The organism is Desulfonispora thiosulfatigenes DSM 11270, from assembly GCF_900176035.1.
GTDB lineage: Bacteria > Bacillota > Peptococcia > Peptococcales > Desulfonisporaceae > Desulfonispora > Desulfonispora thiosulfatigenes.
Map to the genome: position 1 here is coordinate 46,245 of NZ_FWWT01000022.1, position 25,402 is coordinate 71,646.

Annotated in this window: 27 protein-coding genes; 24 read left to right on the plus strand and 3 right to left on the minus strand. The window is 31.6% G+C overall.

All coding sequences use genetic code 11. From position 1 onward, the window contains the following. Positions 1-89: 89 nt before the first annotated feature. The 4 genes from recG (at position 90) to B8965_RS09075 (ending at position 3,415) form a co-directional block, all read left to right on the plus strand. Complete coding sequence (recG, locus tag B8965_RS09065; RefSeq protein WP_084053848.1) at positions 90-2,567, plus strand: ATP-dependent DNA helicase RecG; 2,478 nt, start codon at positions 90-92, stop codon at positions 2,565-2,567. A 100-nt stretch (positions 2,568-2,667) separates the two neighbouring features. After that, positions 2,668-2,796, plus strand: a complete 129-nt coding sequence (locus tag B8965_RS12965) for a hypothetical protein (RefSeq protein WP_278336352.1) — start codon at positions 2,668-2,670, stop codon at positions 2,794-2,796. A gap of 71 nt (positions 2,797-2,867) precedes the next feature. Next, positions 2,868-3,095, plus strand: a complete 228-nt coding sequence (locus B8965_RS09070) for an alpha/beta-type small acid-soluble spore protein (RefSeq protein WP_084053851.1) — start codon at positions 2,868-2,870, stop codon at positions 3,093-3,095. 86 nt (positions 3,096-3,181) lie between these two features. Next, a complete protein-coding gene (locus B8965_RS09075) occupies positions 3,182-3,415 on the plus strand; it encodes an alpha/beta-type small acid-soluble spore protein (protein WP_341451822.1) in 234 nt (77 codons plus the stop codon). A gap of 73 nt (positions 3,416-3,488) precedes the next feature. Here B8965_RS09075 and gpr read toward each other — a convergent pair whose 3' ends face one another. Then, a complete protein-coding gene (gene gpr, locus B8965_RS09080) occupies positions 3,489-4,475 on the minus strand; it encodes a GPR endopeptidase (RefSeq protein WP_084053853.1) in 987 nt (328 codons plus the stop codon). 246 nt (positions 4,476-4,721) lie between these two features. Between gpr and rsmD the strand changes: the two genes are divergently transcribed. Continuing rightward, positions 4,722-5,273 (plus strand): 16S rRNA (guanine(966)-N(2))-methyltransferase RsmD, encoded by a 552-nt coding sequence (gene rsmD / locus B8965_RS09085; protein WP_084053855.1) that lies wholly within the window; start codon positions 4,722-4,724, stop codon positions 5,271-5,273. Between the two features lie 9 nt (positions 5,274-5,282). Further along, on the plus strand, positions 5,283-5,741 hold the full coding sequence (locus tag B8965_RS09090; RefSeq protein ID WP_084053857.1) for a hypothetical protein: 459 nt from the start codon (positions 5,283-5,285) through the stop codon (positions 5,739-5,741). Here B8965_RS09090 and ylbJ read toward each other — a convergent pair. Both ylbJ and B8965_RS09100 read right to left on the minus strand, forming a co-directional pair. Continuing rightward, positions 5,738-6,937, minus strand: coding sequence for a sporulation integral membrane protein YlbJ (gene ylbJ / locus B8965_RS09095; protein ID WP_084053859.1), 1,200 nt, complete (start codon positions 6,935-6,937; stop codon positions 5,738-5,740). The genes B8965_RS09090 and ylbJ overlap by 4 nt on opposite strands. A gap of 59 nt (positions 6,938-6,996) precedes the next feature. Then, positions 6,997-8,217: a nucleotidyltransferase gene (locus B8965_RS09100; protein WP_084053861.1), complete on the minus strand. Its 1,221-nt coding sequence runs from the start codon at positions 8,215-8,217 to the stop codon at positions 6,997-6,999. A gap of 167 nt (positions 8,218-8,384) precedes the next feature. Here B8965_RS09100 and pta point away from each other — a divergent pair, with 167 nt between their 5' ends. The 18 genes from pta (at position 8,385) to mtnP (ending at position 25,402) form a co-directional block, all read left to right on the plus strand. Further along, positions 8,385-9,374 carry a phosphate acetyltransferase gene (pta, locus tag B8965_RS09105; protein WP_084053863.1) on the plus strand — a complete coding sequence of 330 codons (990 nt, stop codon included), beginning with the start codon at positions 8,385-8,387 and terminating at the stop codon, positions 9,372-9,374. A 103-nt stretch (positions 9,375-9,477) separates the two neighbouring features. Beyond that, positions 9,478-9,993, plus strand: a complete 516-nt coding sequence (locus B8965_RS09110; protein WP_084053865.1) for a YceD family protein — start codon at positions 9,478-9,480, stop codon at positions 9,991-9,993. 17 nt (positions 9,994-10,010) lie between these two features. Then, positions 10,011-10,199, plus strand: a complete 189-nt coding sequence (gene rpmF, locus B8965_RS09115; RefSeq protein WP_084053867.1) for a 50S ribosomal protein L32 — start codon at positions 10,011-10,013, stop codon at positions 10,197-10,199. A 153-nt stretch (positions 10,200-10,352) separates the two neighbouring features. Continuing rightward, positions 10,353-10,907, plus strand: a complete 555-nt coding sequence (fapR, locus tag B8965_RS09120) for a transcription factor FapR (RefSeq protein ID WP_084053869.1) — start codon at positions 10,353-10,355, stop codon at positions 10,905-10,907. Positions 10,908-10,919: 12 nt separating this feature from the next. Then, on the plus strand, positions 10,920-11,915 hold the full coding sequence (gene plsX, locus B8965_RS09125; RefSeq protein ID WP_084053871.1) for a phosphate acyltransferase PlsX: 996 nt from the start codon (positions 10,920-10,922) through the stop codon (positions 11,913-11,915). Then, positions 11,916-12,896 carry a beta-ketoacyl-ACP synthase III gene (locus B8965_RS09130; RefSeq protein WP_084053873.1) on the plus strand — a complete coding sequence of 327 codons (981 nt, stop codon included), beginning with the start codon at positions 11,916-11,918 and terminating at the stop codon, positions 12,894-12,896. Between the two features lie 16 nt (positions 12,897-12,912). After that, a complete protein-coding gene (gene fabK, locus B8965_RS09135; RefSeq protein WP_084053875.1) occupies positions 12,913-13,851 on the plus strand; it encodes an enoyl-[acyl-carrier-protein] reductase FabK in 939 nt (312 codons plus the stop codon). Positions 13,852-13,861: 10 nt separating this feature from the next. Then, positions 13,862-14,803: an ACP S-malonyltransferase gene (gene fabD, locus B8965_RS09140; protein ID WP_084053876.1), complete on the plus strand. Its 942-nt coding sequence runs from the start codon at positions 13,862-13,864 to the stop codon at positions 14,801-14,803. Next, entirely contained in the window at positions 14,804-15,547 is a 744-nt protein-coding gene (gene fabG, locus B8965_RS09145) for a 3-oxoacyl-[acyl-carrier-protein] reductase (RefSeq protein ID WP_084053878.1), read from the plus strand. It abuts the gene before it with no gap. Positions 15,548-15,579: 32 nt separating this feature from the next. Beyond that, entirely contained in the window at positions 15,580-15,807 is a 228-nt protein-coding gene (gene acpP / locus B8965_RS09150) for an acyl carrier protein (protein ID WP_084053880.1), read from the plus strand. 73 nt (positions 15,808-15,880) lie between these two features. Continuing rightward, complete coding sequence (locus tag B8965_RS09155; RefSeq protein ID WP_084053882.1) at positions 15,881-16,825, plus strand: NAD(P)H-dependent flavin oxidoreductase; 945 nt, start codon at positions 15,881-15,883, stop codon at positions 16,823-16,825. A 43-nt stretch (positions 16,826-16,868) separates the two neighbouring features. Further along, positions 16,869-18,113 (plus strand): beta-ketoacyl-ACP synthase II, encoded by a 1,245-nt coding sequence (gene fabF / locus B8965_RS09160; RefSeq protein ID WP_084053884.1) that lies wholly within the window; start codon positions 16,869-16,871, stop codon positions 18,111-18,113. A gap of 90 nt (positions 18,114-18,203) precedes the next feature. After that, the gene (gene rnc / locus B8965_RS09165) at positions 18,204-18,914 is read left to right on the plus strand and encodes a ribonuclease III (protein ID WP_084053886.1); all 711 of its coding nucleotides are present in this window, start codon (positions 18,204-18,206) and stop codon (positions 18,912-18,914) included. After that, positions 18,911-19,993 carry an elongator complex protein 3 gene (locus tag B8965_RS09170; protein ID WP_084053888.1) on the plus strand — a complete coding sequence of 361 codons (1,083 nt, stop codon included), beginning with the start codon at positions 18,911-18,913 and terminating at the stop codon, positions 19,991-19,993. Before rnc ends, B8965_RS09170 begins: the two co-directional genes overlap by 4 nt. A 13-nt stretch (positions 19,994-20,006) precedes the next feature. Continuing rightward, positions 20,007-23,552: a chromosome segregation protein SMC gene (gene smc / locus B8965_RS09175; RefSeq protein ID WP_084053890.1), complete on the plus strand. Its 3,546-nt coding sequence runs from the start codon at positions 20,007-20,009 to the stop codon at positions 23,550-23,552. Positions 23,553-23,569: 17 nt separating this feature from the next. Continuing rightward, positions 23,570-23,875, plus strand: coding sequence for a signal recognition particle receptor subunit alpha (locus tag B8965_RS13105; RefSeq protein WP_479723340.1), 306 nt, complete (start codon positions 23,570-23,572; stop codon positions 23,873-23,875). A 59-nt stretch (positions 23,876-23,934) separates the two neighbouring features. Next, the gene (gene ftsY, locus B8965_RS09180) at positions 23,935-24,612 is read left to right on the plus strand and encodes a signal recognition particle-docking protein FtsY (protein WP_479723341.1); all 678 of its coding nucleotides are present in this window, start codon (positions 23,935-23,937) and stop codon (positions 24,610-24,612) included. After that, entirely contained in the window at positions 24,602-25,402 is an 801-nt protein-coding gene (mtnP, locus tag B8965_RS09185) for an S-methyl-5'-thioadenosine phosphorylase (protein WP_084054265.1), read from the plus strand. The genes ftsY and mtnP overlap by 11 nt, the downstream gene beginning before the upstream one ends.

The following is a 25,402-nucleotide window of genomic DNA, read 5'->3' on the forward strand; positions in this document are numbered from 1 at the left end:
AAATTACAAGGAGAATGAAATTTCATTCTCCTTTTTTCTGTTCCATACATGCTATAATTAAAGCAATATTTATTGATAGGTGATAATATATGTTATTAAAAGAAAAACAAGAATTAATTTTAAAAGCACTTAAAGCTGAAAAAAACTTAAAATACTGTAATAGTGGAGTTATTGGAGGATTTGATAGTTTTATTTTAAGTAATTTACCTAAATTAGCTTTAGGAGAGGTAAAATTACACGAATACACTCATGAATTTAATAAATACACCGAATTAACTTTACAGGAAAGACATTTGTTGCTAAAAAAGTTAGAATTAGAAATTAAAAATAAACTTAATACTAAAGAAGAAGGAATCTTTTCGCCCAAGGTAATAGAGATAAAAAACCAAAAAGAAAATGTTGAAGAACAAAGTGATAAAAATCAAAATATGCAACTAGATAACAATATTAAACAAAGTGATATAGAGAAAAGCAAGCAACCCACAAGTGAAAAGGTGCAAATTAATAAAAAACAGATTAAATCAAAAGAATATAGCATTACAGAAAGTGCGTTAAATAATATTGCTGAAATAGGATCAAAGAAAATAAGTCACTTAAAAAGACTGGGTATTGAAAATATTGAGGATATTTTATATTATTTCCCCAGAAGATATGAAGATCGTTCCCAGGTTAGAAATATCAGCGAATTAGTAGATGGCGAAGTAAATACAATTTTAGCCACAATTAAATCGGTAGAAGTAGTTACGCCACGACCCAGACTAAAAATATTAAAGGCTATTTTAGAAGATACTACAGGCGTAATAACGGCTATTTGGTATAATCAAACTTTTTTAAAGAATAAATTAAATAAGGATAAGAAAATATATCTTACGGGTAAAGTAGATATGCGTTTTGAAAAACAAATCAAAGTAAGTGATTATACTTTCTTTAACGAATCTAACAACGAAAATCCAGGAATTGTGCCAATTTATCCTGCTGTAGAAGGTATTTCGCAAAAAATGATTACAAGTATTATTAAAACTACCCTGAATCAATATTTAACTACGATCAAAGAATACTTACCACCAGAAATTTTAAAAGAATATCATTTAATGTCTATTAAAGAAGCAATTAGAGAAATACATTTTCCAAGTAATTGGTATTTGCAAAACAAGGCTAGATATCGACTTGTTTTTGAGGAATTATTAATTTTACAACTAGGTATTAAAAGCCTACGAAAAGTAACTAAAAACAATACAGGCATAAGTCATGTAAAGAAGGAAAAATTAACCACATATTTTCTTGAAAGTTTACCATATAAATTAACAGATGCTCAATTTAAAGTAATTGGGGATATAAATAAGGATATGGAAAGCACTCACTCTATGAATCGCTTAATTCAAGGTGATGTAGGATCAGGAAAAACAGTAGTTGCGATATGGGCTTTGTTAAAGGCAATAGCTGGTGGTTATCAGGGTGCGTTAATGGCTCCTACGGAAATTTTAGCTGAACAACATTATTTGAGCTTTTTAGAAATTCTAGTTCCACTTGGAATAATACCTGTACTGTTAACAGGGAGCATGACTAAAAAAGAAAAAAGTGAAAAGTCATTAGGAATATTGCAGGGAAAGTATAAATTAATTATTGGTACTCATGCTTTAATTCAAAATGAAGTAGTATTTGATAATTTAGGAATAGTAGTAATTGATGAACAACATCGTTTTGGGGTTAATCAAAGATTTGAACTGCAAAAGAAAGGTTTATCTCCAGACTTACTAGTGATGACAGCTACACCTATTCCTAGAAGCTTAGCATTAACCTTATATGGTGATATGGAGTTATCGGTGATAGATGAGTTGCCTCCAGGAAGACAAAGCGTTAAAACGTATCATTTAGATGAGAAGGAAATAGATAGAGTTTATAATTTTATGAGAAAAGAAGTTACCCTAGGAGGACAAGTATATATAGTTTGTCCTTTAGTAGAAGAATCAGAAAAACTTGATTTGGAAAATGCAACTAATCTAGCAGAATATTTAAGTAAGGATGTTTTTCCAGAATTAAATGTAGGTTTGATCCATGGTAGGCTAAAAGTTTCTGAAAAAGAAAATGTTATGCAAAAGTTTAGAGCAGGAGAGATTAATATTTTAGTTGCTACAACAGTTATTGAAGTAGGTGTAAATGTACCTAATGCTACTGTAATGATGATTAAAAATGCAGAAAGATTTGGTTTAGCGCAGCTGCATCAGTTAAGAGGAAGAGTAGGAAGAAGTTCTAAAAAGTCTTATTGTATTTTAATCTCTAATCTTAAAAGTAAAGAAAGTAGAGCTAGAATGGAAATAATGACGAGTTCAACGGATGGCTTTATTATTGCAGAGCAGGATTTAAACTTAAGAGGTCCCGGAGACTTTTTTGGCACAAGACAACATGGTTTACCAAGTTTGAAAATTGCAGATATTATTAAAGACCATACTATTATGGAAGTAACTAAGGATTTAGCGATGAGGATATTAACTGAAGATGCAGAGTCTAGTAAATATAATTTATTAATGAGGCATGTTTATCGAAAATTTAAAACTACTACTATTTAATCGTTATAAAAGACTATTCTTTTATAACGATTTTTTTTAGAAAAATATCTCAGTTTAAAATCTTAAAAAAAATGCAAACTAAGTGAAAGGAGGTTTTAATATGAAAAAGAAATCAAAAGAACATGAATTAAAAAACTTAAAATATGAATTTGCGCAGGAAATGGGCATAACTGATATTCCCGATAATCCTACTGCTAAGAAAAACGAAAATAAAAACAATTCAAAATAAAAGGTAAATAATACTAGAATAATAATCTTAAAACTGCACACAATATTAGTACAGAAAGGAGGTGAAACAAAATGTCAAGAAGCACAAACAAACCAGCTGTTGAAGGAGCTAAGTCATTCTTAGATCAATTCAAATATGAGACTGCAAACGAATTAGGAATTGCAAACTACAACCAAATCGATAAAGGTCAATTAACTTCTCGTGAAAATGGATATGTTGGTGGATATATGGTTAGAAAAATGATTCAGTATGCTGAGCAAAACATGGGAAATGAAATGAACCAACCCCCACAACAATAATATGTAGCTTGAGTAAAAAATAAAAGGTGTCAAAAATTAATCTAAATTAAATTAAATTAAAATAGATATTAAAATTATAAGGAGGAATTACTATGTCAAGAAGTACAAATAAACCAGCTGTTGAAGGTGCTAAGTCATTTTTAGATCAATTTAAATATGAGACTGCAAATGAATTAGGAATTGCAAACTACAACCAAATCGATAAAGGTCAATTAACTTCTCGTGAAAATGGATATGTTGGTGGATATATGGTTAGAAAAATGATTCAGTATGCTGAGCAAAACATGGGAAATGAAATGAATCAACCTCCACAACAATAAATTGTTTTAAAACATTTAAATAGATAATTATAAACAAGCAGATATTTATATCTGCTTGTTTATATGTAAAAAATTATTGTAAATAGTTAGCAACCTCTTCAGGCATAGCCGGATGAAGAGAGTCAGTTAAAGCAAGGGCAATTACTTGTGAAGTATTTCTTATTAAATCATCTACTTCTTTAGGAGTAACCATTAAACTATTGGTATAAGGATTTAAAACTTTATCCAAAATTATTCTAAGCATCGGTGGATTTAATTCCTTAGATAATTCTTTTAATGGAGGTCTTTCCTTTAATTCATCTACGAAATTATCAATAATATCTTTAGCAATTATACTAGAATTTACTACTGTAGGAACACCGATTGCAATTACTGGAACACCCATAAAATCTTGATTTATGGAAGCTCTTTTATTACCTACACCAGAACCAGGATTAATACCTGTGTTAGATATTTGAATAGTTGAACCTATTCTACTAACGCTTCCAGCAGCTAAAGCATCAATAACAATTAAGGCTTTAGGAGAAGTTTTTTCTACGATTCCTTTAATTATTTCAGCAGTTTCAATACCAGTAATACCTAAAACACCTGGTGCAATTACACTTACAGGTCTAAGTCCATTCGTTAATTCCTCTGGGACTCTGCCATGTAGGTGTCTAGTAGCCATTGTTTTTTCTACAACCTGTGGTCCTAAAGCATCAGGAGTAGCATTCCAGTTTCCAAGACCTACTATTAAAACGCTATCATCTTCGGTTTTAAAAGGATATATGGTTTTTAATTGCTCAGATAATACTTTACTTAAATCAGCATGTAAAGCTTTATTATTAATTCTTAAAGACTCTGATTCAATTGTAATATAATCACCGATGGGTTTACCAATAATACCAGAACCTTTACTATCTAATACTTTTACAACTTTCACAGTACAATTGTCAAAAGATTCTTCACTTAAGCTAACTCCAGGTATTTCTCCTCCCCTGGTACCTCTAACAACGTCATGTGCTTCTAGGGCTAAGTCTAAATTAATATTAAGATCTTTATAAAATCGTTCTTTATCCATAAATACCTCCTATTATTTTTTAAAAGTGTATTTGTATTATTTCCAAATTAACAAAAAAAAACGCAGTATAAACTGCGAAAAGGAAAAAACAAGGGGGGAAAGTTTTAATTACATTCTTAGTATGCACAACTGACTAAAAGATATACAATTAATTAAAAAATGTATAGTAAATAAGCAAATTATATTTTTTAACCAATACTAAATATTTATGCTTTGTGCTATAATATTTTATAGAGGTGGATATAAATGAGAATTATTGCAGGATTATGTAAAGGCAAAAATCTCAAATCACTTAAAGGCATGAACACTCGTCCTACTTCTGATAGAGTGAAAGAAGCAGTCTTTAGTGTTTTAACAAATAAGATTGTAGACCAAAAAGTACTAGATTTATTTGGAGGGACAGGCAATATTGGTTTAGAAGCTTTAAGCCGTGGTTGTTCTTCGGTTGTTTTCGTAGAAAAAAACATTAAAGCAATGCAGATAATTAAAGAAAATGTGGCTGATTGTGGTTTTGCTGAAAAAGTAAGTTATTTTAACTTAGATGCCTTTAAAGCAGTAAGTGTACTAAAAGAAAATAAACAATCATTCAATTTAATTTATCTTGACCCACCTTATAATCTTGAAATTTTAGATTCTTTATTAGAAACACTAGTTAAATCTAATATATTAGAACCTTTAGCTATTATTGTAGTTGAGTCATCTAAAAATACTCAAATTGCTGAGAAAATAGAAAATTTGGAAAAAGTAAAAGAAAATATATATGGTGATACGAAAATTACTTATTACCAATTATTGTAGGGGGTAAGTATGGAAATTTATAAAATTCTGGATGAATTAGAAGCTGAAATTGAAAAATGTGCGAGAATACCACTTACGGACAAAATTGTGATTAAAGACGAAATCTTATTTGACTATATTGATCAAATGAGAGCAAACGTACCAGAAGATATGAGAACTGGTCAATTAATTAGAGATGAAAGAGAAAAAATCATCGAAGAGGCAAAAGCTAAAGCCAATGAAATTTTAACAAATGCTAAATCTCAAGTACTTGAAATTACAGATGAATCTGAAATTACGAAATTAGCTGAACAAAAAGGTGACAAGATGTTAGAATCAGCTAGAAGACAGTCTGAAGAGCTGATTCGAGGTGCTTTAGAATACGCTGATGATTTAATGTCAAATTTGCAAGATCAATTTGAACAAAACTTAGCACTTATAAAAGAAGGCAGACAACAAATAAAGGATACTAATAAGCAGGTTGATTAAACCTGCTTATTTTTTTTTGCTAAGGTAAGGACAAATGATATAAATATTAACGTTACTAAAGCTAAAAGAGCAAATACAAGGTTAAATTTTAAGTAACCTAAAGTATGATAATTAACTTGTGTAAAGGGCATATTAAAGACAGGTAAATTACTGTCCATAATTTTTAATACAGGGTCATATAAAAGATTTATTAAAAAACATGAAATAACCCCATGTAGTAGACGGCTAAAGATATATTTACTAATGGGTATATCCATTTTCCCTACTATACTTGTAACTTGAGCTTGAATAGAAAGACCACTCCAACCTAATATAAAACTAACTATAATCAATTGTTCTATAAGTGGGGCATTTGTTTCAGCTGCTGTTTTTGCACCTAAGGTCATTTCAAAAAATCCTGTGGTAATAGCTTGACTAAAAGAACTATCTAAACCTAAAAACATTAAACCTTTACCAAGAACAATTTGAAGTACCACAAATAGGGAAGAATTTTTAAGTATTTCTAAAAAAACCGAAAAGAATACAACAAAACCACCAATTAACAAGATGTTTTTAATGGACTTATTAACAGCATTACCTAAAATTATTCCTAAAGGTTTCTTATTTTTAATTAAAGAACTAATGGCTGAATGAATTTTGCTTGTAAAACTAGAATTTTTAGATACATTTAAATAATTTGATTTAGACGAAAATATTCCTAAAGTTATTCCTAAAATAATATTGGCTCCATAATGACAGATAGCCAAAAGAATTCCTAAACTAGGGTTATTAAACATGCCAATAGGGATAGCAACAAGTAAAAATACTGGACTAGCGTTGTTTGTAAAACAAATTAAACGTGTAGCCTCTTCTTTAGTACAAACATCGTTTTCTAATAATTGATTGGTTAAAACAGCACCCATTGGAAAACCTGAAGTTAAGCCCATAGCTAAAACAAAACCAGCTTCGCCTGGTTGTTTAAAAAGAGGTCTCATTATATTTTCCAAAAGTACACCTAATAGACGAACAATACCTAATTCTACCATTAAATCTGTGATGATAAAAAAAGGAAGTAAAGAAGGGATTAATACAGTAGACCAAGTTTTAAGTCCAAAACCTGCTCCATTAAAAGTTTCTTCTGGGTGTAAAATCATACTAATAACTAAATAAAGTGTAAACAAGGATATTATAAAACGTAAAATATAATTTTTTTTCACAGTATTTACCCCTAAAAAGAATTATTAGTAAATTATACTGCTAATACGCTAAGATATGATTAAATTAAATATTTTATCGGAGAATTATAATAGTCTTGTTTACCATAGCGTTGATTAGGGTTAGGCAAAGCTAGACTATATAGATCTGAGGCTCTAGCTTCTAAATCTAATATTTTTTTTCCAGTTGAATCTACTATTTTAAAGGCATTAGAAAATCTATTAATAAGGGGTAATTCACTTGAAGATTTCATATGTTTTAAAAGAGATTGTCCTTTAGAATTAAAACCTAATATACGCAGATATTTTGGCTCTTTTAAATCTAGGCTTTTTTCATAATTTAGGTAGATATGGGTTAATGAACGCTGAATTTTTGTATAAGTATATCTTTTAGTTTTTAATTCAGTAAGTAGTTCTTTGATACTACTATGCTTTTGAGCAGACTGATAAATTCTATTTTCTAGGCCTTCATTTATTTCAATAATTTTTTGTAATTCTAAAGGGTTTGTCCTTCGAATAATAGCTATAATATTTTGTTCTAAATTATCTAGAAAAAGAGGACCTTTGCCATCTTTGAAATCATTTTCGAGTATTTCTCGAGTAAAAGAAGGTACATGATTTTTCCAGTTAGGATCATTGTTTTTTATTAATTTTCGAATAGCAGAAGCACTGGCAAAACCATGATTAGGGTCAAGGCTATGATAATCACCTTTGCGTAAAATCCCAACAGGTGTAATATCATTTTTCAAAATATCTAGAACTTGTAAGTAAGCTAAAGCTAAAATATTATTAGGATTATCCAATTCTCTTAAATCATCATTTTTTAAATCTAATACTTTTTCTAGGGTTAAAATACGTGCTTTAGGATATGAAAAACCAGCACCTAAAAAGTCATGTAACACAGATTTATATAATGCATCTTCATTATTAATAACCTGGGCAATTTTTTGTAACTGTAAAAGATTATTTGCCTCAGTTCCAAAGGATAGATGAGTAACAACACCAGATTTTACTAAGGATGTAACTGCACCAGTGGCATAATAAAAGGCACTACGACATGAAAACGCAACTGGTAATTCAATTACTAAATCTATTCCTGCGTGAAGTGCCATTTTAGTTCTAGACCATTTATCAACTATTGAAGGTTCTCCCCTTTGGAGAAAGTTACTAGCAAGGATACAGACCGTTATATCAGGATTTACACTTTTCTTAGCTTCATTAAGGTGATATAAATGACCATAATGAAAAGGATTATATTCGGCTATTATACTTAAAACTTTCATAATAAATCTTTCCTTCTTTTCTTAATTTGTGTTTAGTTATATACTAACAAGTACATTTAATATACATTCTACTAGATACTTTTTAATTTTTTTTGTTATCTATAGTCAAAATTTGTTACACTATTATATGAGGTATTAAAATTATACCAAAGAAAGGGGTATTTTCAATGAACTTAATAGAAAGTATAAAAGAAAAGGCAAAAGCAAAAAATGCAACTATTGTTTTACCAGAAGGAACAGAGGAAAGAACGGTACAGGCTGCTGGTATTATAAGTAAAGAAGGTATTGCTAATGTAATTCTTCTTGGAAAAGAAGAAGAAGTTAAAAATGTGGCTAAAACTAATAATGTGGATTTATCAAATGTCCAAATTATTTTCCCGGAAAATCATGCTAAATTTGAAGAGTATGCTAATACTTTATTTGAATTAAGAAAAGCTAAAGGCATGACCTTAGAAGATGCTAAAAAATTAACTAAAAACTCATTATATTTTGGTGCACTAATGGTTAAAAGTGGTGATGCTTCTGGAATGGTAGCTGGAGCTGAAAATACAACAGGAAATGTTTTAAGACCTGCTTTACAAATCATCAAAACAGAAAAAGGTATATCTTCAGTGTCAGGTGCATTCATTATGATTGTTCCTAATAGTGAATATGGTGAAGAAGGAATAACCATTTTTGCAGATTGTGCTGTTAATCCTGTACCTACAGCAGAACAAATGGCCGAAAATGCGTTTTTATCCGCAAGAACTGCTAAAGATTTAGTGGGTTTTGAGCCAAAGGTAGCAATGCTTTCTTTTTCTTCTAAGGGAAGTGCAAAGCATGAATTAGTTGAAAAAGTAGCAAATGCAACTCAAATTGCTAAAGAAAGATATCCTGAGCTGATTGTAGATGGTGAATTACAAGCAGACGCAGCATTAGTACCTTCAGTAGGAACTAAAAAAGCGCCTGATAGTAAAGTTGCAGGACGAGCAAATGTATTAGTTTTCCCAGATCTACAAGCTGGTAATATTGGATATAAATTAGTAGAACGTTTTGCTAAAGGCGAGGCCATTGGTCCTATTTTACAAGGGATGGCAAAACCAGTAAATGACCTTTCTCGCGGATGTAGTGTAGATGATGTGGTAAATACTGTAGCTATTACTGCTCTACAAAGTTAAATCTTTACTTAACGGTTAAGAATTATTGGATTGACAACTATAATTAAAGACATATATAATGAGAAGGTCGTCTAGGGTCCTTATTTTAATATGAGGTGATAAATTGATTATTAATCTAGCAAAACTGATGAATTCTAATGATGTGAAACATCGTGTTAGCTTTATTATGGACAAACTTGTATTACCTGAAGATATAAAATTAGAAAGTCCCCTAGAAATATCTTTAGACATAGCCTTTGATAATCAGATAATTACAGTTGAAGGGGATTTCGAGGTGCATTTACACTCCAACTGTGATAGATGTATCGAAAATGCTTCATTCGCTTTAAATGTAACTATAAAAGAAAAGTTAATTAAACAGTCGGATCTTTGTTATTTAAGTAATTTAAGTCAGGAAACAATAGATGAAGAGTATCAGGTTTTATATAGCCTTGATTTAGATTTAACTGATTTAGTTACGGAAAACATAATTCTTAATTTACCAACTAAAATCCTATGTAGTGAAGCATGCAAAGGGATTTGTCCTTATTGTGGCAAAAATTTAAATAAAGAAAAATGTAATTGTGCTAATGAGCAAATTGATCCACGTTTAGCTATTTTAGCTGAATTTAAAAAGTAATACGAGGAGGTGTAAACATGGGAGTTCAACAAAGTAGAAGATCTAAAAGTAGAACAAGAAAGAAAAGATCTATGTGGGCTAGATTAGACACCCCTACAAGAATGGAATGTCCTCAATGTCACGAAGCGAAGATGCCCCATAGAGTTTGTCCTTCATGTGGTTTTTACAAAAACCGTGAAGCTATTAAAGTTAATGCAGCAGAGTAAGAGTAAGCTTAAAGCTTACTCTTTTTTTATCTTTTTATATAAATACAAAATATGTAAAAATCTTTAGTTTTATATTGATTTTTCTGAATCATTATATTATACTTTGTATTGTTATCTGGTACTAATACAAGATGTAAAAGGTTGTCGGATTTTATGAAAAAAAGAGTTCCTAAAATGCAAAGACAAGAAATCTTACAAAGAAATTTGTCGACCAATCCCTTTATAACGGATGAAGATTTAGCCGAGGAGTTTAACTGTAGCATTCAAACTATTCGTTTGGATAGACTAGAGCTTGGAATTCCAGAGGTTAGAGAAAGAATGAAGCAAGTAGCTGAAAAAAACTATACCAAGGTTAGATCTGTAATAAATTCAGAAATTGTTGGTGAATTAGTAGAACTAGAATTAGGAAAAAAGGCTACTTCAATTATGGAAGTTACTTCTGATATGGTCTCAATGAAAAGTAAGGTTTGTCGTGGTCATCATATTTTTTCACAAGCAAATATGTTAGCTATGGCATTAATTGACGCTGATGTTGTTTTAACAGGAAGTGCTAGAGTTAGATATCGTAGACCAGTTTATTTAAAAGAAAAAGTAATTGCTACTGCATTTATAGCTAGAAATCATGGTAATAAACATTTAGTTAAAGTAGTTTCAAAAGTAGGGGCTGAAGAAGTATTCACAGCAAAGTTTATTATTGTTTCTAGATAGGGGGAATTTAAAGTGCGAATTGCATTAGATGCTATGGGTGGAGATCATGCCCCTAAGGAAATAGTTCAAGGCGCAATAGAAGCAATAAATAAATATTCTTTTATTGAAAAAATATTTATTGTAGGTCACAAGGATAAAATTAACCCATATTTAGAAAATGGACAAAATAAACTAGAAATTATTCACGCTTCTGAAAATATTACAATGGACGATATACCTACGGTGTCTTATCGAACAAAAAAGGATGCTTCTATATCAATTGCCGCTAAAATGGTTAAAGATAAAGAGGCAGATGCCCTTATTTCAGCAGGTAGCACAGGTGCCCAAATGGTAGCAAGCCTATTTGGTATAGGTAGAATTAAGGCAGTAGATAGACCTGCAATTGCAACAGTGCTTCCAACTTTAGAAGGATATAAGCTTTTACTTGATATAGGAGCAAATACAAATTGTAAAGTTAAAAATTTAAAGCAGTTTGCCATGATGGGAAGTATCTATGCTGAAAAGATATTAGAAATTAAAAATCCCAAAATTGCTCTTATTAATAATGGAACTGAAAAAACAAAGGGAAATGAATTGGTACAACAAACTTACATTGAACTTGAAAATATGCCAGGAATTAATTTTACTGGTAATATTGAAGGTAGAGATATTTTACTAGGTAGTGCTGATGTCATGGTCTGTGATGGGTTTGTTGGTAATATAGTTTTAAAGTTAATTGAAGGTATGGCTAAAGCTGTTACAAGTTTAGCAAAAGAAGAAATAGATAAAAGTATACGGGCTAAAATAGGCGCTGGTTTATTATTACCGGTGGTAAAAGAATTAAAATCTAAATTAGATTATTCAGAATATGGTGGAGCCCCACTATTAGGGATAGATGGAATTAGTATAATTTGTCATGGAAGTTCAAAAGCAAAAGCTATATGTAATTCAATTAATATCGCATATAATTGTCATAAAAGTGATTTAATTAAAATTATGACAAATAATTTAAAAATGGGTGACGTATAAATGGATATAAAACTTTTACCTGTTGGTGTAATTGGAACAGGTTCATATTTACCGGATATGGTAATAACAAACAAAGATTTAGAAAAAATGGTAGATACAAATGATGAATGGATCACTTCTAGAACTGGGATTAAAGAAAGAAGAAAAGCTGATTGTGAAAAATCAACTTCATACATGGCATCAATGGCTGCAAAAAAGGCCTTAGAAAATGCAAATGTAAAAGCTGAAGAAATAGACATGATTATTGTAGCAACAATAACTCCAGACATGTTTTTTCCATCAACGGCTTGTTTAGTACAAGAACAAATAGGAGCGGTAAATGCCGCAGCTGTTGATTTAGGAGCTGCTTGCACAGGCTTTATTTATAGTCTGGCTTTTGCAAGTAATTTAATTTCTACAGGAATGTATAAAAAGATTTTAGTTATAGGTTCAGAAACATTAACTCGTATTTTAGATCCAAAGGATCGTAATACTTTAGTTCTATTTGGGGATGGAGCAGGTGCATGTGTATTGTCCCAAGTAGAAGAAGGAAGTGGGTTTTTATCTTTTGACTTAGGTTCTGATGGTAAAGGAGCAAATCTTTTATACTCTAGTGCTACAATTAATAGTGAAAGCGTAGCAAAAGGTGATCATTATTTAAAAATGGCAGGTAATGAAGTCTTTAAATTTGCTATTCGGATATTAAATGAAACTGCCCAAAAGGCATTAGAAAAAGCTGGTTTAACAAAAGAAGAATTAGACTTTTTAGTACCTCATCAAGCTAATAAAAGAATTATCCAATCAGCGATGAAAAGATTAGATATTTCTGAAGATAAGGTGTACGTAAATTTAGATAAGTATGGTAATATGTCAGGAGCAAGTATTCCTGTAGCGTTAGATGAAGCAGTAAGAAATGGAAAAGTAAAAAAAGGCGACAATATAATTTTAGTAGGGTTTGGAGCAGGGTTAACCTGGGGATCATGTGTAATTAGGTGGGTTTAGTTAAGGAGGATTAAAAATGTTAAAAACAGACTTATGTGATTTATTAGGAGTACAATATCCAATTATTCAAGGTGGTATGGCATGGGTAGCAACAGGTGAATTAGCAGCAGCAGTATCAAATGCAGGTGGCCTGGGTATTATTGGAGCAGGTAGTGCGCCAAAGGAAATTGTGCGCGGACAGATAAAAAAGGCAAAAGAATTAACTAATAAACCTTTTGGTGTAAATATATATTTTATTTCTCCTTTTGTGGATGATATTATAGACCTTGTAATTGAAGAAAATATTAAAATTATAACAACTGGTGCTGGAAATCCAGGTAAATATATTAGTAGGTTTAAAGAAGCAGGAATAAAAGTTTTTCCTTTAGTATCCTCAGTAGCTCTTGCTAGAAGACTTGAGAAAATTGGTGTGGATGGTTTAATAGCAGAAGGCCTTGAATGTGGAGGTCATGTAGGGGAATTAACTACGATGGCTTTAGTTCCTCAAATTGTGGATGCAGTGAATATACCAGTAATCGCAGCTGGCGGAATTTTTGATGCTAGAGGCGTAGTAGCTGCACTCAGCTTTGGAGTACAAGGAGTACAAATGGGAACTAGATTTGTATGTGCTGAAGAATGTACTGTCCATGAAAATTATAAAGAAGCCTTAATTAAAGCAAAAGATCGTGATACAGTTTTAACTGGAACTTCTGGTCATAAAGTACGAGTTGTAAAAAATAAATTAACGAGAACATTTGATGAATTAGTAGAGAATAATGCAACAGAAGAAGAGTTTGAAAAACTAGGTGCAGGCAGATTAAGAATGGCTGTAGTAGATGGAGATATTCAAATGGGATCAATTATGGCAGGTCAAGTAGCATCAATGATTAAAAAAGTTCAACCTGCTAAAGAAATTATTGAAGAAATAGTAACTGAAACAAGCGAAATTATAAATAACTTAAAAAGGTTTTTGTAAGGAGGAAATTATGAGTAAAATAGCCTTTGTTTTTCCAGGGCAAGGTTCACAGTGTATAGGAATGGGAAGAGAAATGGTAAATAATTTTCCTTGTGCAAAAGAAACCTTTGAGTTAGCTGATAAGCGCCTGGGTTATAAACTTTCAGATTTATGTTTTAATGGTCCAGAAGAAAAACTTAAATTAACAGTACATACTCAACCTGCGTTATTAACTACAAGTATTGCATGCTTGAGAGTATTAGAGGAAAATGGGGTAAAGCCTGACTATGTTGCAGGACATAGTTTAGGAGAATACTCAGCTCTTGTAGCAGCTAAAGCAATCGAGTTTTCCGATGCTGTATGGCTAGTAGAACAACGTGGAAAGTATATGCAAGAGGCAGTTGTCCCAGGAGAAGGAAGTATGGCAGCTATCCTTGGTTTAGATGAAGAAAGCGTTTATAAATTATGTGAAAAGTGTCAGGACTTAGGTGTTATTGAGCCAGCTAATTTTAATTGTCCTGGCCAAATAGTGGTTGCTGGAGCTACCCCTGCAATAAATAAGGCTGTTGAAGTGGCTAAAGAACTGGGTGCTAAAAGGGCTATTCCACTTGCAGTAAGTGGCCCATTTCATTCTTCATTACTAGAAGCAGCTGGAAATAATCTTGGCTTAGCGATAGAAAAGATCACTATTAATAATCCGGAAGTTCCTGTTATTGCTAATGTAAGTGCCGGAGAGGTATCTACTAAAGAAGAAATTGAAGAATCTTTAATTAGGCAAGTTAGTAGTTCAGTAAAATGGGAACAGTCCGTTAGATATTTAATAAATAAAGGAGTAACAACATTTATTGAAATTGGTTCTGGTAAAGTTCTTACTGGATTAATTAAAAAAATAGATAAAAGTGTAAATGTACATAATGTTTCAGATCCTACTTCTTTGGAGCAGACCTTAGAAGGTTTAAAGGAGGCTTTATAAATGAGTGGAACAAAAAAGATAGCAGTTGTTACCGGTGCATCCAGAGGAATAGGCAGAGCCATAGCTTTAAAGCTAGCTAAGGAAGGTATTAAAGTCGCTGTAAACTATAATGGTAGTGAAGATAAAGCCAAAGAGGTCTTAAGTGAAATTATCGCAAGTGGTGGAGAAGGAATAATAGTGAAAGCTAATATTTCAAACGCTGAAGATGTAGCTAAAATGTTTGAAACCGTAGAAAATGAACTTGGTAAGGTAGATATTTTAGTTAATAATGCAGGTATAACAAAAGATAATCTCATTATGCGTATGAAAGAAGAAGAATGGGATAGTGTAATAGAAACTAATTTAAAAGGTGCTTTTAATTGTATTAAAGCAATTAGTAGAGGTATGATAAAACAAAAGGCTGGAAAAATAATCAACATAGCTTCTGTAGTAGCTTTAGCAGGTAATGTAGGCCAAAGTAATTACGTAGCAGCAAAGGCAGGTATTATTGGATTAACTAAATCGGTTGCTTTAGAATTTGCAAGTAGAGGAATCCAGGTTAATGCAGTAGCACCAGGGTTTATTTCAACTGACATGACTGATGCTCTTCCTGATAATATCAAAGAACAATTATTAGAGCGCATTCCAGTAAAAAAACTTGGTACCCCTGAAGATGTTGCAAATACAGTTGCTTTCTTAGCTTCACCTGAAAGTGACTATATAACAGGGCAAGTTATTAATGTCAATGGTGGAATGTATGTATAAAAAAGTTATAGATTTGGAAGGGGGTGAACTGGGTGGAGATTTTTGATAAAGTTAAAGATATAGTTATTGATCAACTTAATGTAGATGCTGAAGAAGTATCTTTAGAAACTAGCTTTGAGGAATTAAATGCAGACTCTTTAGATGTTGTTGAAATGGTAATGGCATTAGAGGAAGAGTTTGATATCGAAATACCTGATGAAGATGCTGAGAAAATTAGAAGCATTGGAGCAGCGGTTCAATACATCAAGGCTAAGATTTAATTATGATTAATATTAAAAGTCCCGTGGTTTACTACGGGACTTTATTCAAATAAATAGTTTGGAGGGTATTAACTTGAAACTGCCTAATTTAAAAATTGGAAATTTAATGCCCCGTTATCCCATAATACAAGGTGGAATGGCTGTTCGTATTTCCACTTCGCGCTTAGCTAGTGCTGTTGCTGAAGCTGGTGGTATCGGTCTAATTGCTGCAACTGGTATGGATAAAGATGAATTAAAAAAAGAAATAAGGTTAGCAAGAGAGAAAACTCAAGGTATAATAGGTATAAATATAATGTTTGCAGCTACCAAGTTTAAAGAATTAGTTTTTACAGCTTTAGATGAAGGTATTGATTTAATCGTTCAAGGTGCTGGTTTTTCGAGAGATATTTTCTCTTGGTGTAAAGATGCTGACACTCCTTTTATTCCAATAGTTTCAACTCCCAAATTGGCTGTAATTTCTGAGCGCCTTGGAGCAGCTGCTATAGTGGCTGAAGGAAAGGAAGCTGGAGGACACTTAGGTACAGAAGATTCAATGAGAGATATTTTGCCTAAAGTAAAAAAAGTTGTATCTATACCTGTTATAGCTGCTGGTGGTATAGTTGATGCAAGAGACATGCAAGAAGCATTTAGCTTAGGAGCAAATGGGGTGCAAATGGGAATTAGATTTGCAGCTAGCAAGGAAGCAAATGGATCAGATAATCTTAAAGAATTATATGTAAAATCCACAAAAGAAGATATTGTTTTAGTAGATAGTCCCGTTGGCTTAATGGGAAGAGCACTACGAAATGAATTTACAGATAAATTATTAGCGGGAAATATAAAAGAACCTCAAACTTGTAATGGATGCTTAAAAAAATGCAAACATAATTTTTGCATTATGGAAGCTTTAAATAATGCTCAAAAAGGAAACTTATCTGAAGGGTTAGCCTTTTCAGGTGAGTATATCGATAAAATTACAGAAATCTTATCTGCACAAGAAATTATAAATAGATTAGTACAAGAGTATGAGTCTTTTTAATTTTCTCCGACTTTAGAAATTTTTCAAAAAGAGGTGTTTTTGTTTGCTAAAAAAGAGAGTAGTAATAACCGGATTAGGAATAGTATCCCCAGTAGGAACAGGAAAAGAAAAGTTTTGGACTAATTTAATAAATGGACAATCAGGAATAGGTCCAATAACTAAATTTGATGCTTCAGAAGTGTCTAGTAAAATTGCTGGAGAAGTAGATGATTTTGAAGTTACTGATTTTATCGATAAAAAAGAAGCTCGGAGAATGGACTTATTTACCCAATATGCAGTTGGTGCATCGTTAATGGCTCTTGAGGATAGTAAATTAGATATGAATACTATGGATCCTCATAAGGTTGGTGTAGTTCTAGGTTCAGGTGTAGGTGGTATAGGTACCTTAGAAGAGCAGTGTAATGTTTTAGCTGAAAAAGGTTCAAGAAGAGTAAGCCCATTAATGGTTCCGATGATGATAATTAATATGGCTGCTGGTCAAGTAGGTATATCAATAGGGGCTAAAGGACCAAACCTTAGTGTAGTTAGTGCATGTGCTTCTGGAACTCATGCAGTTGGAGATGCTTTTAAGTTAATTCAAAGAGGCGATGCAGAAGTAGTATTTACAGGTGGGTCAGAAGCTTCAATAACCCCACTTGCAGTTTCAGGATTTTGTTCAATGAAAGCCTTATCAAAACGTAATGATGACCCAACTAAAGCTAGTAGACCTTTTGATAAAGATAGAGATGGGTTTGTAATTGCAGAAGGTTCTGTAGTTTTAGTTTTAGAAAGCTTAGAACATGCTTTAGAAAGAAAAGCAGAAATTTATGCTGAAGTTTTAGGATATGGATTAACCTGTGATGCTCACCATATTACTGCCCCATCCCCAGATGGTGAAGGCGCAGCAAGATCTATGGAAATGGCGATAAAAGATGCAGGATTAACACCAGAACAAATTGATTATATTAATGCTCATGGTACTTCTACAGATTTAAATGATAAATATGAAACTATGTCTATGAAAAAAGTATTTGGAGAAACAATCAAAAATGTAGCAGTTAGCTCAACTAAATCAATGACAGGACATTTACTAGGAGCAGCAGGAGCCCTAGAAGCTGCTGTATTAGCCCTTGCTATTACAAATGGAGAAATTCCACCAACAATTAATTATGAAAATCCTGACCCAGATTGTGATTTAAACTATGTACCTAATAAAGCAATTAAGAAAGATGTAAATTATGCACTTTCAAATTCTTTAGGTTTTGGTGGACATAATGCAACAATTTTATTTGGAAAGTATAATGGTTAAATAAATTGGGGTTAGCATGTGTTTGCTAACCCCAATTTATTTGCCTATATTAATAACTTTCGTGTAAAATAATTCTAACGGAGGTGACTCATGATTAATATAGAAAGAAAAAAACAACTAGATAAATTAATAGGAAAAATAGACTTAAATTTAAATAAATATTATTTATTAAATATAGCTTTAACTCATCCTTCTTATGTTTTTGAAAATGGACAAAAAAGAGATGAACATAATCAAAGGCTCGAATTTTTAGGTGATGCTGTAGTGGGGTTGATTGTAGGAGAATATCTTTATAAAGAATATCCTAATAAAACTGAAGGTGAATTAACAAAAATAAGGGCAGCAGTTGTATGTGAAGCTAGTTTAGCAAGGGCAGCAAATAGGTTAGGACTAGGCCCTTATTTATTAATGGGTAAAGGTGAAAAATTAGCAGGAGGTTCTAAAAGAAATTCAAATTTAGCTGATGCTTATGAATCAGTAGTAGGAGCCCTATATTTAGAACTTGGTTTAGATAAAATTAAGGATTTCACTTTAAAATACATTATGCCCGATATTGAAAAGGTGATTTCTGGAGACTATGGGGATTATAAAACCCAACTTCAAGAACATTTGCAAAAACAACAATCTGTAATGATTGAATATAAAATTATATCTGAAGAAGGACCTGACCATGATAAGGAATTTAAAAGTGGTGTTTTCATAAATGAAAAATTATATGCAACCGGAAAAGGAAAAACAAAAAAAGAAGCAGAACAAAAGGCAGCAGAAGCTTCCCTTAGAAAGATGGATATTTTAAAATGAAAACATTAGTAATACCTATTTTCATTCCACATCTTGGTTGTCCTCATACCTGTGTTTTTTGTAATCAAAGAAAAATAGCAGGTATTTCAGAAATTCCTACTAAAGAAATGATTAGTAAGATTACTACTGAATTTTTAAATACATTAAATAATGAAAAAAAATATTATCTCGAAATTGCCTTTTATGGAGGCAGTTTCACAGGGATAAAAGCTGAATTACAAGAAGAATATTTAAGTGAGGCTAATGCTTTATTAAAACAGGGAATAATAAATGGAATCAGGCTCTCAACTAGGCCTGATTATATTAATGAAAAGGTAATTGAAAGATTAACAAGATATCAGGTAACAACTGTTGAATTAGGAGTTCAATCACTTGATGAGGAAGTTTTATTAAAAAGTGAAAGAGGACATAAAGGACAGGTAGTAGAAAAAGCTGTTTCTCTATTAAAAAAGGCTAAGATAAAGGTAGGCATACAATTAATGCCAGGACTCCCGGGTGATACTCCTCAAAAAGTATTAGATACAACAAAAAGAGTATTAAACTTAAAGCCCGATATGGTGAGAATATATCCAACAGTAGTTATTAAGGATACAAAACTTGCCGAAATGTATCAAGAAAAAGAATATACACCTTGGTCTTTAGATGAAGTGATTGAAGTAGCTGCAGAAATGTTGATTTTATTTAGTCAAAAGAAAATCAATGTTATCCGTATAGGATTACAAGCAACAGAAAATTTGCATACTGATAAAGACTTAATAGCAGGTCCTTTTCATCCAGCTATGGGCGAACTTGTTAAAGCACGCGTATTTCGAAAACAAATTGAGAATATTTTTAGACAAATTGATAATATTTCTCAGGAAATTAATTTATACTGCTATCCTGGAGAGTTATCACAAGTAAAAGGACAAAAAAATCAAAATATTACTTTTTTACAGGAAAAATATATAACAAAGATCAATGTTTTACCCCAAAAGGAATTAGAAAAAGGATCTTTAATGTTAATTGATGAAAAAGAAAAAACTTATTTATCTTTACGAGAAGAATTTCTAGTAAAATATACAGAGGAAGTGCTTTACTAAAGGAGGTGGCCCTATGCATTTAAAACAACTAGAGATACAAGGCTTCAAATCGTTTGCAGAAAAGGTCACCTTAGAATTAACTAAGGGAATAACAGCAGTAGTAGGTCCTAATGGTAGTGGAAAAAGTAATGTTGTAGATGCTATTAGATGGGTATTAGGAGAACAAAGTGCAAAAAGCTTGCGTGGTATAAAAATGGACGACATTATTTTCGCTGGTAGTACTACTAAAAAGGCCATTGGGATGGCAGAGGTTTCGTTGACCTTTACTAATGTTGAAGGAACATTGCCCTTAGATTTTAATGAAATAAATATTACAAGGCGCTTGTTTAGATCAGGAGAAAGTGAATATTTAATTAATAAAGCTTCTTGTCGCTTAAAAGATATTTATGAATTATTTATGGATACGGGAATAGGTAAAGAAGGATTTTCCATTATTGGACAAGGAAAAATTGATGAAGTTTTATCTTTAAAACCTGAAGACAGAAGAAATTTAATAGAAGAATCGGCCGGAATTGTAAAATACAGATATCGTAAAACAGAGGCACAAAAAAAGTTAGAAGATACAGATCAAACTTTAATTAGGGTAAATGACATAATGTTAGAGCTAAAAGAACAATTAGAACCCTTGAATGAACAAGCAAAGGATGCCAAGCAGTATAATATCTGGAAAAACGAGTTAGACCAATTAAAAATAAATATCCTTCTCAAAGAAGTAGATAATAGGCAAAAAACAAAAGAGCATTATCAAAAACAGTTAACTGAAATAGAAAATAGTTTAACCGAGAATAATACTATCTATCATAGATTAGAAGCAAACACGAGCCAATTACGTTTAAAATTACAAGAGGAAAATAAACAGGTAGTTAGTTTACAACAAGATTATTATAATTTAAGTAGTGAGCTTGAAAAAAATGAACATCAAATAGAAATAACTAAGGAAAGAAAACAAAATTACAGCGAGAGAATAAACAGAATTGAAAAAGAAATAGAAACATTAAGTACAAAAGAGCAAGAATTAGGTAAAGTAATTTTGGAATCACAGGTAGAAGCAGACATATTAAAGCAAAAATATCTTGTCTCCCAGGAAAATTTGGAGAGATTAACCAGTGATTTAGCAGAAAAAACTAAAACCTTAGATGAAAGCACTTTAACATTAGAAAAATATCAGGCAAATATTTTAAGTAGTTTTCAAGATAGTGCTAATATTACAAATCAGCTAACTAACATTAGTAATGAACTAGAATATAAACATAGAGAACTAAGGCAAATAGCACATAATGAGGAAGAATCTAATAGCAAAATTACAGAACTTAAAGAAGATTATGCAAAAATCCAAAAAAATCATGAATTAGAAAGTAAAAATAAAGAAAATCTTGAAATTAAACTAACTTTGTTAGAAGAAAGATTAACTAAATTAGAGGCAAACACGAATCAAATTAAAAAGGAAATATTGGATAAACAAATAGAATTACAAAAAGATATTTCAAGTCTACAAGTAAATAAGGATATGGAAGAATCTAAAGAGGGGTATCTCTTTGGGGTTAAGTCTGTATTAGAAAGAAAATTACCAGGGATAATTGGTACAGTAGCAGATATTATAAAAGTTCCTCAAAAACTAGAACTTGCGATTGAAACTGTATTAGGATCATCTTTACAGCATTTAGTAGCAGAAAATAGTAAGGTGGCCGAAGAGGCAATTAATTATTTAAAAAAAGAGAAAAAGGGTAGAGCTACCTTTTTACCACTAGATACAGTTAAAGGTACAGCTAGTAAAGTTAATTTTACTGACCCTAATATATTAGGGCGCGCTATTGAATTAATTGAATTTAATCCAAAATATAAGGAAGTTTTAGAATTTATTCTAGGTAAAGTTTTAGTAGTAACTGATTTAGCAAATGCAGTTAGGCTAGGCAAACAAAAAAACAATTTCTTTAGAATGGTTACTTTAGAAGGAGACTTAATTGCTCCTAGTGGCGCCTTAACAGGGGGGAGCTATCGCACGCAAAAAACAGGTTTAATCAGCAGAAAAAGAATAATAGGTGATTTAACTACGAAAATAGCAAGAGCCAAAAATAGCCTTGAAATGCTTACGGATGAATTAAATAAAAGCGAAAAAGAGTATGAACATCACAGTAAAATAAGTGTAGAGCTTAAAATTGAGGTGCAAAATAAAAGCTTAAAGCTAGTAGAAATTAATAATTATAGAGATAATATAAGTAAAGAAATCGAGACCTTAAATATTCAAAATGCAAAAAACGAAACTAAAAAGGACGTTTTAAATACAGAAATAAAGGTGCTCGAAAATAGGCACAAACAACTCCTTACCCAAAGAGAAAACCTAAAATTAAATTCGGATAATGCGGATAAAAGTGCCCAAGATTTAAAAGAAAAGCTTAAAAAACTAACCTACCTTAAAAATGATTGTATGGAGAACTTAAATAAGGAAAAGGTAAATAATGCGACACTTTTACAAGAAAAAAGGTCTTTAGAATTAAGGTTAAGTGAATTAGAAAAAAATAAAGAGACATTTAATCAGGATAGTAAAGAATTAAAGCTAGAAAAAGTGAATATTAAAGATCAGATAATTAAAATCGAAGAAGAGATTACCAAACAACAGGAAAATAAGATTATGCTAATTAATAAATTAGAATCTGAGAATAATAAAATTATTAGTTTGAAAGATAAAACTCAAAAAATTAGCGGGGAAATAGATACCTTAGAAGAAAGTGCTAAAAAACAGAAAAAAATAAGTGAAAACTTAAATCAAGAAAAACATAAAAATGAAATAAAACTTAATAAAGTTGAAATTAACTTGAAAATCACTATAGATAAATTGTGGGAAGAATTTAATCTTACCCCTCTAGAAGCACAAGAAATAAAGGTAGAAGAATTTGATTATGAAGAAGCAAAACGCAAAATAAATGAGTTAACCAAACAAATAGAAAATTTAGGACTAGTCAATTTCACTGCTATAAATGAATATGAACGAGTTCAGGAAAGACTAAATTTTCTCTCTCAGCAGTATAATGATTTAACCGAAGCCAAAGAGTCACTGCGAAAAGTAATCTCTGAAATGGATGTCATAATGGTTAAAAGATTTAAAGAAGCCTTTGATTTAATTAATACAGCCTTTAATCAAGTTTTTAGTGAACTGTTTGGAGGGGGTACCGCATTTTTACAATTATCAGATGAAAAGGATTTATTAAACACGGGTATAGAAATTATTGCAAAGCCTCCAGGTAAAAAACCACAATCACTTTCTTTATTATCAGGAGGAGAACGAGCTATGACAGCTATTGCTTTATTACTAGGTATTTTAAAAATTAAGCCAAGTCCTTTTTGTGTTTTAGATGAAATAGACTCAGCATTAGATGAAGCAAATGTATATAGATTTGCTGAGTATATCAAAAAGTTTTCCCAAAATACACAATTTATCATTGTTTCTCATCGTAAAGGAACTATGGAAATTGGAGATGTGTTATATGGGGTTACTGTAGAAAATTCGGGAGTATCTAAACTTATTTCTGTAAAATTAAGTGATTATGATAAAGCTCAGTAAATAATTAGGAAGGTTACATGAATTTAAAGAAATTAAAAAAGAGGTGTAATAATATGGGTTTTTTCTCAAAAATAAAAAGTAAAGTTAAAGAAACATTTGGTGGTAATACAAAATTAGAAGATAGTTTAAGTAAAACCAGGAAAGGTTTTGTGGAAAAGGTATTTGAAGTATTTACTAAAAATAGAGCCATTACAGATGATCTTTATGATGAATTAGAAGAAGTTTTGATTCAAGGTGATGTAGGAGTTGAAACTTCTATACAACTAGTTGAGACAATTAGAGCAAGGGTTAAAAAAGAAAAATCAAAGATGTCGTACAATTAAAAGCTATCCTGGGTGAGGAAATAGTTAATATCCTTGGAACTGAGCCTGAAAAATTAAATATAGTTGATGGTAGATTAAATATTATTTTAGTTGTAGGGGTTAATGGTGTTGGTAAAACAACTAGTATCGGGAAAATATCCTATAAATTAAAGAATGAAGGTAAAAAGGTTGTCTTAGCAGCAGCGGATACCTTTAGAGCAGCAGCAACAGAACAATTGAAGATTTGGGGAGAACGAGTAGGAATTGATGTTATCGGTCATAATGAAGGTGCTGACCCAGGGGCGGTAGTATATGATGGTATCCAAGCTGCTAAGGCTAGAAAAGCAGATGTCTTAATTATTGATACAGCGGGTAGATTACATAACAAAACTAATTTAATGGAAGAGCTTAAAAAAATTAGAAGAATTATTGATAGAGAAGCAGCAGACTCTTTAAGTGAAGTTTTATTAGTACTAGATGCAACCACAGGTCAAAATGCAGTTTCCCAGGCTAAGATATTTAGTGAAGTAACAGGACTTACAGGTGCTATTTTAACAAAATTAGATGGAACTGCTAAGGGCGGAGTAGTAATAGGAATAAAAGCAGAGCAAAATTTACCTGTTAAATTAATAGGAGTCGGAGAAAAAATGGAAGACTTACAAGATTTTAATCCAAATGATTTTTCAGCTGCCTTATTTGCTGAGATGGAGGATACAGAAGACAAAGAAAATGCAGAGGATACAGATGATGAAAATTGATTTTGCAGTTATCGGTGGAACAGGTGTATATAATCCTAAAATGTTAACAAATCTTAAAATAGTAGATGAAGATACTCCTTATGGAAAGGTTAGTATTACAATAGGCGAGGTTTTTTCGAAAAAGGTAGCATTTTTAGCCAGGCATGGACAAGGTCACTCTGTCCCTCCACATCTCATAAATTATAGAGCAAATATTTATGCTCTAAAAAATTTAGGAGTAAAAAAGATAATTGCAACTGCTGCCGTAGGATCATTAAGAGAGGACTTAAGGCCAGGAGATTTTGTTCTGTTAGACCAATTTATAGATTTTACAAAAAATCGCGAGCAAACCTTTTATGAAGGTGGAGAAAAAGGCGTCTTACATTTAGATATGACTAATCCTTATTGCCCAGAAACTAGAAATCTTATTGCACAGGTATGTCCTAAAGATATCACCTTACACCCAAAAGGGAATTATATATGTACTGAAGGACCACGTTTTGAAACACCCGCAGAAATAAAAATGTTTTCTTTATGGAATGCTGATGTTGTAGGAATGACAAGCGTCCCAGAAGTAGTATTAGCCAAAGAGCTGGGAATGTGTTATGCAAGTATTGCCATGGTTACAAATTTTGCAGCTGGAATAAGCCAAAATGAGTTAACCCATGCTGAGGTCACAGAAACAATGGCGCAAAATAAGGAAAAATTACAAGATCTCTTAATGGTGGTTTTAGAAAACATTGCGGAAAAACAAAATTGTGTATGTCCTTTAGCTACGAAGGAACTTGGAAACTTAGGTAAGGAGGAGTAA

Coding starts and splice junctions, on each gene's coding strand:
- recG (WP_084053848.1), top strand. CDS start 90: ATGTTATTAAAAGAAAAACAAGAATTAATTTTAAAAGCACTTAAAGCT.
- B8965_RS12965 (WP_278336352.1), top strand. CDS start 2,668: ATGAAAAAGAAATCAAAAGAACATGAATTAAAAAACTTAAAATATGAA.
- B8965_RS09070 (WP_084053851.1), top strand. CDS start 2,868: ATGTCAAGAAGCACAAACAAACCAGCTGTTGAAGGAGCTAAGTCATTC.
- gpr (WP_084053853.1), bottom strand. CDS start 4,475: ATGGATAAAGAACGATTTTATAAAGATCTTAATATTAATTTAGACTTA.
- rsmD (WP_084053855.1), top strand. CDS start 4,722: ATGAGAATTATTGCAGGATTATGTAAAGGCAAAAATCTCAAATCACTT.
- B8965_RS09090 (WP_084053857.1), top strand. CDS start 5,283: ATGGAAATTTATAAAATTCTGGATGAATTAGAAGCTGAAATTGAAAAA.
- B8965_RS09100 (WP_084053861.1), bottom strand. CDS start 8,217: ATGAAAGTTTTAAGTATAATAGCCGAATATAATCCTTTTCATTATGGT.
- pta (WP_084053863.1), top strand. CDS start 8,385: ATGAACTTAATAGAAAGTATAAAAGAAAAGGCAAAAGCAAAAAATGCA.
- rpmF (WP_084053867.1), top strand. CDS start 10,011: ATGGGAGTTCAACAAAGTAGAAGATCTAAAAGTAGAACAAGAAAGAAA.
- fapR (WP_084053869.1), top strand. CDS start 10,353: ATGAAAAAAAGAGTTCCTAAAATGCAAAGACAAGAAATCTTACAAAGA.
- B8965_RS09130 (WP_084053873.1), top strand. CDS start 11,916: ATGGATATAAAACTTTTACCTGTTGGTGTAATTGGAACAGGTTCATAT.
- fabK (WP_084053875.1), top strand. CDS start 12,913: ATGTTAAAAACAGACTTATGTGATTTATTAGGAGTACAATATCCAATT.
- fabD (WP_084053876.1), top strand. CDS start 13,862: ATGAGTAAAATAGCCTTTGTTTTTCCAGGGCAAGGTTCACAGTGTATA.
- fabG (WP_084053878.1), top strand. CDS start 14,804: ATGAGTGGAACAAAAAAGATAGCAGTTGTTACCGGTGCATCCAGAGGA.
- rnc (WP_084053886.1), top strand. CDS start 18,204: ATGATTAATATAGAAAGAAAAAAACAACTAGATAAATTAATAGGAAAA.
- B8965_RS09170 (WP_084053888.1), top strand. CDS start 18,911: ATGAAAACATTAGTAATACCTATTTTCATTCCACATCTTGGTTGTCCT.
- smc (WP_084053890.1), top strand. CDS start 20,007: ATGCATTTAAAACAACTAGAGATACAAGGCTTCAAATCGTTTGCAGAA.
- B8965_RS13105 (WP_479723340.1), top strand. CDS start 23,570: ATGAATTTAAAGAAATTAAAAAAGAGGTGTAATAATATGGGTTTTTTC.
- mtnP (WP_084054265.1), top strand. CDS start 24,602: ATGAAAATTGATTTTGCAGTTATCGGTGGAACAGGTGTATATAATCCT.